This is a genomic window from Parvimonas sp. oral taxon 393 str. F0440, from assembly GCA_000223315.2.
Taxonomy (GTDB): domain Bacteria; phylum Bacillota; class Clostridia; order Tissierellales; family Peptoniphilaceae; genus Parvimonas.
In genome coordinates this window covers 554103-568053 of record AFUS01000004.1, presented here as the reverse complement: position 1 = coordinate 568053, position 13951 = coordinate 554103, and the positions used below count along the sequence as shown (strand labels likewise).

General features: G+C 28.3%; 12 protein-coding genes and 2 pseudogenes. 1 reads left to right on the top strand and 13 read right to left on the bottom strand.

Features of this window, described 5'->3' with window-relative positions:
• Positions 1-6: 6 nt before the first annotated feature.
• Complete coding sequence (polA, locus tag HMPREF9127_RS03770) at positions 7-2580, bottom strand: DNA polymerase I (RefSeq protein ID WP_482198150.1); 2574 nt, start codon at positions 2578-2580, stop codon at positions 7-9.
• A gap of 300 nt (positions 2581-2880) precedes the next feature.
• Here polA and murC point away from each other — a divergent pair.
• Positions 2881-4280 (top strand): annotated as a pseudogene (gene murC / locus HMPREF9127_RS03765) (UDP-N-acetylmuramate--L-alanine ligase).
• A 43-nt stretch (positions 4281-4323) separates the two neighbouring features.
• Here the strand turns inward: murC and trpS are convergent.
• The 12 genes and pseudogenes from trpS to HMPREF9127_RS03710 form a co-directional block, all read right to left on the bottom strand.
• The gene (trpS, locus tag HMPREF9127_RS03760) at positions 4324-5313 is read right to left on the bottom strand and encodes a tryptophan--tRNA ligase (protein ID WP_009448475.1); all 990 of its coding nucleotides are present in this window, start codon (positions 5311-5313) and stop codon (positions 4324-4326) included.
• A gap of 78 nt (positions 5314-5391) precedes the next feature.
• Positions 5392-7500 (bottom strand): polyribonucleotide nucleotidyltransferase, encoded by a 2109-nt coding sequence (locus HMPREF9127_RS03755; protein WP_009448150.1) that lies wholly within the window; start codon positions 7498-7500, stop codon positions 5392-5394.
• Between the two features lie 55 nt (positions 7501-7555).
• Positions 7556-7822 (bottom strand): 30S ribosomal protein S15, encoded by a 267-nt coding sequence (gene rpsO / locus HMPREF9127_RS03750; RefSeq protein ID WP_004833566.1) that lies wholly within the window; start codon positions 7820-7822, stop codon positions 7556-7558.
• Between the two features lie 176 nt (positions 7823-7998).
• Positions 7999-8535 (bottom strand): GNAT family N-acetyltransferase, encoded by a 537-nt coding sequence (locus HMPREF9127_RS03745; protein ID WP_009448208.1) that lies wholly within the window; start codon positions 8533-8535, stop codon positions 7999-8001.
• A gap of 15 nt (positions 8536-8550) precedes the next feature.
• On the bottom strand, positions 8551-9780 hold the full coding sequence (locus HMPREF9127_RS03740) for a peptidase U32 family protein (RefSeq protein ID WP_009448459.1): 1230 nt from the start codon (positions 9778-9780) through the stop codon (positions 8551-8553).
• Positions 9781-9845: 65 nt separating this feature from the next.
• On the bottom strand, positions 9846-10484 hold the full coding sequence (locus HMPREF9127_RS03735) for an O-methyltransferase (RefSeq protein WP_009447763.1): 639 nt from the start codon (positions 10482-10484) through the stop codon (positions 9846-9848).
• A complete protein-coding gene (locus HMPREF9127_RS07735; RefSeq protein ID WP_255261705.1) occupies positions 10484-10690 on the bottom strand; it encodes a YlbF/YmcA family competence regulator in 207 nt (68 codons plus the stop codon). Before HMPREF9127_RS07735 ends, HMPREF9127_RS03735 begins: the two co-directional genes overlap by 1 nt.
• A gap of 124 nt (positions 10691-10814) precedes the next feature.
• Positions 10815-12454 (bottom strand): annotated as a pseudogene (locus HMPREF9127_RS03730) (ribonuclease J).
• Positions 12455-12495: 41 nt separating this feature from the next.
• Positions 12496-12939 (bottom strand): Fur family transcriptional regulator, encoded by a 444-nt coding sequence (locus HMPREF9127_RS03725; RefSeq protein WP_009448195.1) that lies wholly within the window; start codon positions 12937-12939, stop codon positions 12496-12498.
• 15 nt (positions 12940-12954) lie between these two features.
• Positions 12955-13197, bottom strand: a complete 243-nt coding sequence (locus HMPREF9127_RS03720; RefSeq protein WP_009448283.1) for a DUF1292 domain-containing protein — start codon at positions 13195-13197, stop codon at positions 12955-12957.
• A 10-nt stretch (positions 13198-13207) separates the two neighbouring features.
• Positions 13208-13633 carry a Holliday junction resolvase RuvX gene (ruvX, locus tag HMPREF9127_RS03715; RefSeq protein ID WP_009448366.1) on the bottom strand — a complete coding sequence of 142 codons (426 nt, stop codon included), beginning with the start codon at positions 13631-13633 and terminating at the stop codon, positions 13208-13210.
• Between the two features lie 59 nt (positions 13634-13692).
• Positions 13693-13944, bottom strand: a complete 252-nt coding sequence (locus HMPREF9127_RS03710) for an IreB family regulatory phosphoprotein (protein WP_009448249.1) — start codon at positions 13942-13944, stop codon at positions 13693-13695.
• Positions 13945-13951 lie beyond the last annotated feature (7 nt).

The following is a 13951-nucleotide window of genomic DNA, read 5'->3' as shown; positions in this document are numbered from 1 at the left end:
ATATTTTTATTTCGACTCATACCAATTCCTTCCTTCACATACATCTACCTTCAATGGTAAATCTAATTTATATACATTTTCCATAGAATCTTTTAAAATTTTCTTAACAATCTCTTTTTCGTTTTCTTCACATTCTATTATAAGCTCATCGTGAATTTGTAAAATTAATTTTGCATTAACTTTTTCAAGTTTTAATCTTTCGTAAACTTTAATCATCGCAAGTTTTATAATATCTGCTGCACTTCCCTGTATAGGAGTATTCAGGGCAATTCTCTCGCCAAAACTTCTAATATTGAAGTTTTTAGAATTAATTTCAGGAATATATCTCTTCCTATCCAAGATAGTAGTTACAAAACCGTCTTTTTTAGCTCTATCAACTATTTCTTCCATATAATTCTTTATTCTAGGATAAGTATTTAAATATCCTTCAATATACTCTCTTGCTTCATTTCTAGTAATATTCAAATCTTTTGAAAGACCGTAATCGCTTATTCCATAAACTATTCCAAAATTTACAGCCTTTGCACTTCTTCTTTGATTATCAGTAACTTCATCAATCGGAACACCAAAAACTTCACTTGCAGTCTTATAATGTATATCTAAATCATTTTTAAAAGATTCAATCATAACTGAATCCTTAGATAAATGCGCTAAAACTCTAAGCTCAATCTGTGAATAGTCAGCATCAATAAAAACTTTATTTTTATCCGCCACAAATACCTTTCTAATATTTTTTCCCTCTTCACTTCTTATAGGAATATTTTGCAAATTAGGGTCCACAGAGCTAAGTCTTCCTGTAGCAGTAATCATCTGTTTAAAAGAAGTTCTAACTCTACCGTCATCCATAATATACTCCAATATTCCATCTAAATAAGTTGAAATTAACTTGTTCAAAGATCTATATTTTAAAATATAATCTGCTATTTCATGCTTTTTAGATAATTTTTCTAAAACTTCAACATCTGTAGAATAACCTGTTTTTGTCTTTTTTACTACAGGTAATCCCATTTTTTCAAATAAAATGACTCCAAGCTGTTTTGGAGAATTCAAATTAAAAACTTCTCCTGCAAGTTCATAAACTTTTTGTTCATACAAATATGCAAGTTTTGAATATTCCTCATTTAACTCAATAATCTTATTTCTATCTACTAAAACTCCTGTTTTTTCCATATCTGCAAGAACTTTAACTAGCGGTTTTTCAACATTTTCATATAATGAAATCAGATTATTTTCTTTAGCTTTTTCTATAAAAATATCATATAAACCTGAAATGGCAAATACATTTTGAGAAATAAATTTAAAAATAATGCCCTCTTCCAATTCAAAAAAAGTTTTTTTGTTTTTACCTTTTCCAAACATTTCTTTTAAATCTAAAATTTCCAGATGCAAAATTTCATTGCTGACTTTTAGAATATCATAATTTCCTTTATTAGAGTCAATCAAATATTCTAAAATCATTACATCTTCATAATTTTTAAATTCTAAATTATTCTTTAATGCAAAAAATAACTCTTCCTTTATATCATAACCAATTATCTTTATATCTAAATTACAAAACTTTTCAAAATCTGATAGCTTAAATTCCTTACAAATATATGCCTTATTATTAAAGTTTGAATAAATTCCAATATAAAATTTTTTCCTATAAATATATCCTTCATCCGAGAAAAATTTAATTGATATAGACTCGTCATTTTTTATCTTTTCAAAAATTTCTGAAAAATCAATCACTTCAAAATCAATATTTTTATTTGATTTTACAGTATTATCCTTTTTTATATCTTTAAAATGCTTATTTATAATACTTTTAAATTCTAATTTTTCCAATTTTTCAATATATTCATCAGAATTTACATCTTTTATTTCAAAATCTTCAATATTTCTATCAATAGGTACATTCAAAAAAATCTCACCAAGATATCTACTTAAATAAGCCTTATCCTTTTCATTTTCAAGATTTTCCTTTAATTTCCCTTTAAGATTACCTAAATTTTCATATAAGTTTTCAAGACTTCCATACTCTTGAATTAATTTTAATGCAGTTTTTTCTCCAACGCCCTTAACTCCGGGTATATTATCTGAACTATCCCCCTGAAGAGCCTTAACATCAATCAATTGTTTAGGAGAAAGACCGAAATCTTCCAAAACTGATTCAGTATTCATAAGTTTAATCTCACTTATACCCTTTTTTGTCAAATATACAAAAATATTATCATCAATTAACTGTAAATAATCTCTGTCTCCCGTAAAAATATCTACTTCAAAGCCTTCTTTTTGAGCAAGTTTTGCGATTGTTCCTAAAATATCATCAGCTTCATATTCATCAAGCTCCAAATAATTTACATTCATAGAAGATAGTAAATCTTTTAAAATTCCAAACTGATAAGTTATTTCATTAGGAGCATTATCACGAGTTCCTTTATAATCTGCAAACTCATTATGTCTAAAAGTTTTTGAACCCTTATCAAAAGCTACAAAAACATGTGTAGGATTTATTAATTCCAATGCTTTATAGTACATATTTAAAAAACCATAAACTCCATTTACAAAAACTCCATCTTTAGTTGTTAAATTTCTTATCGCATAAAAAGCCCTAAAAATAAGACTTGAACCGTCGATTAAAAGTATTTTTTCATTTTATTCTCCAAAATTATCATATAATCTATTACCAAAATGTATTATAAAGTACATACACAGATATTATATCATATTTTTATATATAATGTCTAAATTAAAATAATGAAAATATCTCATTTTATGTTATATAAATTAATAATAAATGTTCTAATATAATAACTATTAATTTTTATTAAAAATTTGGCATATATACTATTTTTATGATATAATTACAGTAATTATATTATTTTGAATGGAGTTAATATGTTTAAGTTTGATTTTAATGATAAAAAATACAAAAATATACATTTCATCGGAATTGGTGGAATAAGCATGAGTGGAATAGCAAAGCTACTTTTGAAAAAAGGATATAATATTTCCGGAAGTGACAGAAATACTTCTAAAGAAATTCAAATATTAGAACAAAATGGAGCAAAAATTTTTATAGGTCAAAAAAGGAAAATATTGAAAATCCTGATTTGATTGTATATACAGATGCAATTTTACCGGATAATGAAGAATTAATTAAAGCAAAATCATTAGGGGTTCCTTGTGTAACAAGAGGACAATTTTTAGGAGCATTGATGAGAAATTACACTCATTCAATAGCAATTTCAGGATCTCACGGAAAGAGTTCAACTACTAGTATGATTTCAAAAATATTAATTAATTCCCCATTTGAACCTTCAATTTTAATTGGTGGAAATTTGGATGAAATTGACGGAAATGTCTTATGTGGTAATGAAGACTATTTAGTAACTGAAGCCTGTGAATTTAAAGCAAATATACTGCATTATTATCCAAGTATGGCTATTATTTTGAATATAGATGAAGACCATTTAGATTTCTATAAAAATTTGGATCATATTGTAGATACTTTTATAGGATATATGAAAAATTTAGATGAAAATTCAAAAGCTATTATTAATATTGATGATCCTAACTGTCTTCCACTATTAGAACATATCAAAGGAGAAACTATTACATTTGGTATTAATAATGAAAATGCTACTTATAAAATTACAAATATAAGTTTTGATAAAGTTGGTCATCCTTGTTTTGATATTGAAAATGAAAAGTTTGGTAAACATCATTTCTGCTTAAATATAATAGGCAGACATAATATTTATAATGCAGCAGCTGCAATTATAGCGACTTACGAAACAGGTATAGATGTAGAATATATCAGAGATGCTATTTCAAAATATAAAAATTTGCACAGAAGAATGGAAGTCTATGGAGTAATTGGTAATGATAAAAAGGCCACTATTTTAACTGATTATGGTCATCATCCAAAAGAAATAAAGAGTTGTTTAAGTTCTATCGCAGAACATAAAGAAGGCAGACTAGTATGTATTTTCCAACCTCATACTTATTCAAGAACAAAAACTTTGCTTAATGATTTTGCAAAATGTTTTGACGATTGTGATGAAGTTATTGTAACAGAAATTTATGCTGCAAGAGAAAAATTCGATCCTACAATTCATTCCATTGACTTAGTTGAAAAGCTAAATAAAAACGGAGTAAATGCAATTTATTTAAAAACTTTTGAAGAAGCAAGAGATTATATTTTTGAAACATTTAAAGATAAAGATACTATTATAACAACAGGATGTGGAAATCCACACGAACTTGCAAAAATGATCGTAGAAGATTATAAATAATTAAGAAACAAGACAGAAAATATAAAATTTTCTGTCTTGTTTTTTATCTTGGTAAAAATCCAACTTTCTTATAAACTTTTCTAAGGGTTTTATTTGCGAAGTAAGATGCTTTTTCTGCACCTTCTTTCATAACTTTTTCAAGATATGATTTGTCTGAAATAAACTCTTTATGTTTTTCTCTAATTGGTTTTAAACTATCTGCAATCAATTGTCCCAAATCCTCTTTAAAAACAGAATAATTTTCGTTTTTATATTTTGCGACAATTTCATCACTTGTTTTACCACTAAAAGCTATATAGATATTAATTAAATTTTTTAGTCCTTTTTGTTCATCATTATAATCAAAATTTCCAAGACTATCTGTTACAGATTTTCTAATTTTTCTCTTAATAGCATCTTCATCATCAAGAAGCAAGATAAATGAATTAACATCTTCATCAGACTTACTCATCTTCTTTTCAGGATTTTTAAGGCTCATAATTTTTCCTGTTTCTTTTCCAATTATTCCTTCAGGAACTACAAAAGTTTCAGAATATTTATTGTTAAATCTTTCAGCTAAGTCTCTTGCAAGTTCTAAATGTTGTTTCTGATCAACACCAACAGGAACTAAATCTGTTTGATATAGTAAAATATCTGCAGCCATTAATACGGGATAAGTAAACAAACCTGCATTTAGATTTTCTTCCGATTTTTGAGATTTTTCTTTAAACTGAGTCATTCTGCTAAGTTGTCCCATATAACTCATACAACTTAAAACCCAAGATAATTCTGCATGTTGTGGAACATGTGATTGAACAAAAAGAGTTGATTTATCAGGTTCTAATCCTGATGCTAAAAATATAGCCATTAAATCTAATGTTCTTTCTCTAAGCAATTTAGGCTCTTGTGGTACTGTTATAGAATGTAAATCAGCAACATTAAAAAAACAATCATATTGGTCTTGTAAACTTTTGAAGTTTTTTATTGAACCTAAATAATTTCCTATTGTAAGCTGACCTGAAGGCTGTAATGCACTGTAAACTATTTTTCCCATATTAAAATCCTCCTTTTATAAATATTAATAAAAAAGGTCAATTCTAAATTAATTAGAATATTGACCTGTTTTTGTTATTTATTTTTCTTCTTTTTCTTTTTTAGGCTTTTCAAGCAATGCCTTTCTTGACAATTTTATTTTACCTTGATTGTCAATTTCTATTACTTTAACTTCAACTACATCTCCAACTTTAAATAAGTTTTCTACCTTATCAAGTCTTTCATGAGTCATATTTGAAATATGAAGTAAACCTTCTTTTCCTTTGATTAATTCAACGAATGCTCCAAAACTCGTGATTGTCGTAATTACACCACTGTAAATTTCTCCAACCTCAATTTCTTTAACTATTTCGTTAATCATTTCTTTTGCTCTTTCGCCATTTTCTCTTGAATCAGCAGTAATTGCAATACGTCCGTCATCAAAAGTATCAATTTTAACACCGGTTTCATCAATAATCTTGTTAATAACTTTTCCGCCCGGTCCAATTACTTCTCTTATCTTTTCAGGTAAAATTTGCATAGTAAATATCTTTGGAGCATATTTTGACATTTCTTCACTTGGAGTTGCTATACATTCATTCATAATTGATAAAATGTGAAGTCTAGCTCTTTTTGCTTTTTCCAAAGCAGTTGCTAAAATTTCTCTACTAATACCATCAATTTTAATATCCATTTGTAAAGCTGTAATGCCATCTTTAGTACCTGCAACTTTAAAGTCCATATCTCCAAAATGGTCTTCTAAACCTTGAATATCTGTTAAAATAGCAATTTTATTAGTTTTTTCATCCTTTATAAGTCCCATTGCAATACCGGCAACTGAATCTTTAATAGGAACACCTGCATCTAATAATGAAAGTGTTGAACCACAAATACTTGCTTGTGAACTTGATCCGTTTGAAGATAAAACTTCTGAAACTAATCTCATTGTATATGGGAATTCATCTTCACTTGGTAAAACAGGAATTAAAGCTCTTTCAGCTAATGCCCCATGTCCAATTTCACGTCTTCCCGGACTTCTTAAAGGTCTAACATCTCCAACGCTAAATGGTGGGAAATTGTATTGATGCATATATCTCTTATCGTCTTCATCAATAACTCCATCTAAAACTTGAACTTCTCCGGGAGCTCCTAAAGTTGTTAAAGTTAAAACTTGAGTTTGTCCTCTTGTAAATAAACCTGATCCATGAGTTCTAGGTAAAAGTCCTCTTTCACAAGAAATCTTTCTAACTTCATCAAGTTCTCTGTCATCCGGTCTAATGCCGTCTTCTATTATTAATCTTCTAACTTCATCAACGATTACTGATTCTATAGCAGAATTAATTTCTCCCTTTTTATCTTCATAATCAGGTAAAAACTTTTCGAAAATTTCTTTTGTAATATTGTCTAAATTTTCTTCTCTTTCCATTTTATTTGGAGTTCTAAGAGCAGAAATAATTTGCTCTTTACCAAATTCAATAATTGCATTGAATAAATCTTCATCTCTTTGTTTTATAATAACTTCAGATTTTTCTTTACCTATTTCTTCTCTAATTGTTTCGATAAAATTACAAATTGATTTAATTTCTTCATGTGCAAAAAGAATTGCATTTAAAACTTCTTCTTCACTTAAAATATCAGCTCCGGCTTCAACCATCATAATAGCATCTTTTGTTCCTGATACTGTAATATTAAGTCTTGATTTTTCTCTTTGTGCAATTGTCGGGTTTATAATATATTCCCCATCAACATATCCAACATTAACAGAGCCTGTAGGTCCGTTAAAAGGAATATCTGAAATTGTAAGTGCAATAGAAGAACCTATCATTGCAAGTATATCAGGTTGATTATCTTGTTCAACTGATAATGCTGTTGCAATAACTTGAACATCATTTCTATATCCTTCCGGAAAAAGTGGACGTAACGGTCTGTCTATTAGTCTGGAAGTTAATATTGATTTTTCACTTGGACGTCCTTCTCTTTTAATAAATCCACCAGGAATTTTTCCTACTGAATAAAGTTTTTCTTCAAAATCACAGCTTAATGGAAAAAAGTCAACTCCTTCTCTAGGTTCTTTAGAAGCACAAGCATTTACTAATACAACAGTTTCTCCACATTGTACAAGACAAGATCCGTTTGCTTGTTCTGCAACCTTTCCTATTGTTACTTTAAGTTCTCTTCCACTTAAGTCATATATAAATTCTCTAACCATTTAATCCTCCTATGGTCTTCTAAAAATAAAGAGCGAATAAATCGCCCTTTAATAATTATCCTCTTATTTGTAATTTACTAGTTAATTCACGGTATCTTTCGATATCAACATTACTAAGATATTTTAAAAGACCTTTTCTTTGTCCGATTAATTTGAATAAACCTCTTCTTGTAGCATGGTCTTTTTTATGTTCTTTTAAGTGTTCAGTTAAATATTTAATTCTGAAACTTAATAATGCAATTTGAACTTCTGGAGAACCTGTATCTCCTTCACTTCTTTTAAATTCATCAATAATTCTTAATTTGTCTTCTTTAGTTATCATTGTAACTACCTCCTAAAATATAATTCACCGTAGCAATGTAAAGGTCGGAGTTTCCATAAACATAGCAACAGTACTTGAACATTATAACATAAAATGCAATAAAAGTAAACTCTTTTTATAAAGTTTTACTAAATATCATAAAATTTTACTAATATTCTATGAAAATATTACAATTTTTAATTCTCTATTTGTTTTCTCCACTCTTCTTTTAAAATTCCATATTTCATTGAATCATAAAATATATTATTATGGTATCTAACTTTTCTAATTTTTCCTTCGAGTGTCATCCCAATTTTCAAGCTACATTTCATCATTCCGATATTTCCGCTCCAAGTCGTCAAACCTATATGCTCTAAATTTTCTTCAGTATTAAAGATTTCATCTATCCATAATGAAAGTGCCTTTGAGCCAATACCTTTACTCCAAAAATTTTCATCAAAAATTACAATTCCTATTTCAAGCCATCTAGTTTTTTCGTTTTCCCAATATTTTGAAACTATTCCTACTAGAATATCGTTAAAATAAATTCCTTTTACTCTTTCTCCCAAAAAGAATTCTATTTCGCTTGATAGAATAAATTCATCATAAGTTTTAAATTCAAAATCATCAAAATATGGAGCATCATATTCTTTCCATTTAGGTGTTTTACTTGAATATTCTATATCATATAATCGTATTAAGTCATCTCTTTGAATTCTTTTTAGTTCAATCATAAATTTCTCCTAAATTTATTCATCAGATAATTTTTTTCTCATTATATCCCAAGGCTTTACTTCAAATGGTAAAGGCATTTTTATAATTTGTTTTGCTCTTGGAGCAACATCTATTTCTTCGCCTTTATCATCATACATTTTTTCTATTTTAAAAGTTTCAAAACCATCTCTAGGTCCGAAAATTTCAACTTCATCTCCAACAAAAATTCTATTTCTCTGCTCTATAGTTGCAATTTTTGTTTCCTTGTTGTAATCCAAGACAAGTCCAACAAAATCATAAGTTCTTATATATGAGCTTGAATTGTAAAGTTGGTCATTTTCATCCGGCTTTTTATAGTAGAACCCCTTTGTGAAATCTCTATGACTAGCTTTTTTAATCTCAAGAAGAAGTCTTTCTGCCATTTCTTTTGTATAAGTGCCATTTTTAATTGCATCAAGAGCTAATCTATAACTTCTTATAACTGTAGCAACATAATATTGAGTTTTTACTCTTCCCTCGATTTTCAAACTATGAACTCCCGCTTTAATTACATCTTCTAGCGAATCCAACATACATAAATCTTTACTATTATATATAAAAGTTCCTTGTTCTGTTTCTTCTATTGGATAATATTCTCCCGGCCTTCTCTCTTCAACCAAATTATATTTCCATCTACAAGCATGAGCACAATCTCCCTTATTTGCATCCCTACCACACATATAGTTGCTCAATAAGCATCTTCCTGAATATGAAATACACATAGCCCCATGAACAAATGCTTCAATGTCAACTTCAGGTACTTCTTTATGAATTAAATTTATTTCTTCTAAAGATAATTCTCTTGCCATTACAATTCTTTTTATTCCTAAATCATACCAGAATTTTACTGTTCTATAATTTGTAACACTCGCTTGTGTACTCATATGTACTTCAATATCCTTACTTACTGAACGAACAGCAGTATATATTCCTGCATCTGCAACGATTAAAGCATCAACACCTATATCCACTAGAACTTTTACATATTCTTCAAGTCCTATTAAATCATCATTATGAGGGATTATATTCATTGTAATATATATCTTTTTACCTCTTTCATGAACAAAATTCGTAGCTTCTTTTAACTGTTCAACTGTAAAATTTTTTGATGCTTTTCGTAATCCAAAAGATTCACCGGCTAGATAAACTGCATCAGCTCCATAGATGATTGCCATTTTTAATTTTTCTATATCCCCTGCGGGGGCTAATAATTCAACATCTTTCATATAAAATTTCTCCTTCAACTATTAAATAGGAATCCAAAAAAGCTGGATTCCCATTTATATTTAATCTATTTTTTATAACATATAGCCATACCGTCATCTATAGGTATAATGGTAGTTGAAAATTCATCACTATTTGTTATAATTTTTAAAAATTCTTTTAATCTTCTTACTATAGTATTTTTTCTTCTTATATTATTTTTCTCTTTTGCAACAAGACCTCTAAATAAAATATTATCAGAAACCAATATTCCACCATGATTTAATCTTTCTATAGACTTTTCAAAAAAACTCATATATTGTCCTTTTGCAGCATCCATAAAAATCATATCATATTTATCTGTAATAAAATCTAGAGCGTCATTTGCATCTGCATATATAAGATCAATATTTTTATCACAGCCAGCTTTTTTTATAAATTCTTTAGCTTTTAAAAAAATTTTTTCATCTATTTCAATAGTTGTAATAGTAGAATATGGATAAGCCCTATTCATAATTATAGATGAATAACCTATAGCTGTTCCAATTTCCAAAATTCTTTTTGGTTTCTTTAGCATTACCAAAAATTCTAAAAATCTTGCAACTTCTACCTCTATAATTGGAACTTTGTTTTCAAAAGCATACTCTTCCATTTCTATTAAAATAGGTTCTTTACTTTGTTCTAAACTTCTGATATATTCAGAAACATAATTTGCAACTATTTCCATTATTCTGCAAGTGTTTCTTCCAACATTTTTACAATATCATTCATTATAGTTGAAATTCTAACTTCAGCAGCCATAAATTCTGATATTTCAGAATTACTCATCAAAATTGCATTCAAATCATTAAGTTGTTTTTCTCTATCAGCAACATCTTCCCCGTTTTGTTTAGCAATTTGATAATCATATAACTTCTTATGAAAATCATCTATAATTTTCTTGTTTTCATCATTTTCATCTATTTTTTCTTTAAACGTTTAAATTCCTTAACTTCATCACAATTTTTAAAATCATTTGAAAAAGTTAAAATACTATTATAAATATTCATAGTTCCTCCTAAAGTTCAGTAATTATTGGAATAATCATTGGACCTCTTTTTATTTCATGGTAGATATAAGAATTCAAATCTTTTCTTATATTGTATCTCATAGTTCCTATATCTGTTATAGAATCTTCTTTGCAAATGTTTAAAGTATTTTCGACAACTCTTCTCATATCGGAAACAAGATTCCAATTTTCTCTTACATAGATAAATCCTCTTGAAACAATTTCAGGACCTGAAATAATTTCTTTACTGGATTTTTCAAGAACTACCATAACGATTATAATACCATCTTCTGATAGATGCTTTCTATCTCTAAGAACTTCACTTCCAACATCTCCAACTCCAAGACCGTCAACTAAGATATTTCCGGATTCAACAGTTCCGGATATAAATCCTTCCTGTTTATAGTTAAATTCAAAAACAGTCCCATTTCTTCCTATAAATATATTTTCTTTCGGCATTCCCATTTCAACTGCTAATTTCGCATGTCTTTTTAAATGTCTTGATTCTCCATGAACAGGAATAAAATATTTAGGTTTTGCTAAAGTGTGAATTAATTTTAATTCTTCCTGACAAGCATGTCCTGATACGTGAACCTCTGCAAGTGAAGAATGAATTACTTTAACCCCCATTTCAACAAGACGATTTACAAGTCCAAAAAAGATTTTTTCATTTCCCGGTATTGGTGATGCAGAAATAATTACAGTATCATTTTCAGTCAATACAAGTTTTTTGTGTTCTCCATAAGCCATTCTATTTAGTGCACTCATAGGTTCCCCTTGACTTCCTGTCATCAAAAGTACAATTTTAGATTCATCATATCTATTAATATTCTTTAAATCAATAAGAGTATCTTTTTCTATTTCCAACTTATTTAGTTCAGTAGCAACTTTAATAACATTAACCATAGAACGACCTGAAACCGCAACTTTTCGCTTAAATTTTTCCGCTGCTTTTATTATTTGTTGTACACGATGTAAATTAGAAGCAAATGTTGCAACAATAATCCTTCCTTGTGCTTTACTAAAAAGTTCAATAAAAGTATCTCCTACAGAACTTTCACTCATTGTATATCCCGGTCTTTCAACATTAGTACTATCTGCACATAAGAGCATAACTCCGTCCATTCCCCATTGAGCAATACGATGTAAATCCATTTTATCTCCATCAATAGGTGTGTAATCAATTTTGAAATCTCCAGTAAAAATTATATTTCCAACAGGAGTCTTTATTCCAAAACTTACACTGTCCGGTATGCTATGACATGCTCTTATAAACTCAACAGAAAAATGTTTAGTTTTTATAGTTTCACCTGCATTTACCAAATGTAAATTTTCTTTACCGATATTATGTTCCTGCAGTTTACTTTCAACAAGCCCTAAAGTCAATTTAGTTCCATAAACCGGTACATTTATTTTTTTAGTATATATGGGACGGCTCCGATGTGATCTTCGTGTCCATGCGTCAAAAAAAGAGCTTTTACCCTATCAATATTTTTCATCAAATAGGTAATATCAGGAATTACAATATCTATTCCGGGCATATCATCATCCGGAAAAGTCATTCCACAATCCAAAATGATAATTTCATCATCGTATTCCAAAATAGACATATTTTTACCTATTTCACCGACTCCTCCTAAGGGTATCATCTTTAAAGTTTTCTTTTTATTTTTTTGCACCACGATATCCTCTATTTCTTTTCAAGATTTAAACAATCTGAACACTTTCCATAGAATTTTAAATCGTGATTCATAATTTCAAATTTATATTTTTCTTCAATAATTTGTTCTAAAGTTTCCAAATAATCTTCTTCAACTTCAATTATTTTTCCACAATCTTTACAAATTAGGTGATGATGTTGATGTTTATCATCATCTCTTATAATTTCATATCTATATCTTTTATCATCAAAATCCAATTTATGAACTATATTCATCTTATCAAAAATAACAAGTGTACGATAAACAGTAGCAATTCCTAAATCTTTATCATATTTACTGGCTATTTCATGTAGTTCTTCTGGACTTAAATGATTACCTTTGTTTTCATTCAAAACATTAAACACGATTTCTCTTTGTTTAGTAATCTTATAGTTGTTTTCTACCAACAACTTTTTCATTTCTTTTACTTCCATAATGAATCTCCTTTTCTAATTTTCTTCTTTTTCTGACTTTAATTCTTCATAAACCTCAATCGCATCGGAAAGTTCTTCATCATCAATACCTTCCAGATTAATATTACCATCCTTATCATATACAATTTTTAAAATATATGTATTAAGGTCATCTTTAGAATTCAAAACTGCGTATTCACTATCATTCATACCAAAAGTTTCTACTAATTCAAAGATAACTTTCTTTCCATTTTCATCAAAAGCTTCAAAACGCTCCAAAATATCACTCCTATTTTCTATCCAAATACCCTTGTAAAATATATGTAGCAGCAACTTTATCTATTACTTTTTTTCTTTTCTTTCTGCTCATATTTCCCTCAATTAAAATTCTTTCGGCACTGACAGTTGTAAGTCTTTCATCTTGCATAACTATTTCTATATCAAAATTATTTTCCTTTAAAAAATTTTTCAATTCTTCAACAAAAGACAAAACTTTTTCACCTTGTGGACCAATAGTATTATTCATATTCTTTGGAAGCCCAACAACAATTTTAATTATATCTTCTTTAATAATTATATCTTTTAGAGAATCAAGGTCTTTTTCAAGACTTTCTCTAAAAATTGTACTATGCCCTTCTGCCATGATGAACAAAGGATCACTAATAGCAACTCCTATAGTTCTATCACCTACATCTAAAGCCATATATCTATTCATAAATACCCCTTTTATTGTGTTATGCAAAAGCCCCGGCAAAGAATTTTGCCGGGAAAAAATTAATCTTTTATATAATTTTCTAAAAATTCTTCAAGTATTTCATCTCTACTAACTTGTCTAATTAACCCTCTAGCATTATTATAGCTAGTGATGTAAGTAGGATCACCTGAAAGAATATATCCTATAATTTGATTTTTAGGATTATATCCCTTATTTTCAAGTGCTGAATACACAATTTTTATTATTTCTTTAACACTTTTCTTATCACTTGGTATTTCTATTCTCATAGTTTCATTAAATTCGTTTGACATATAACCC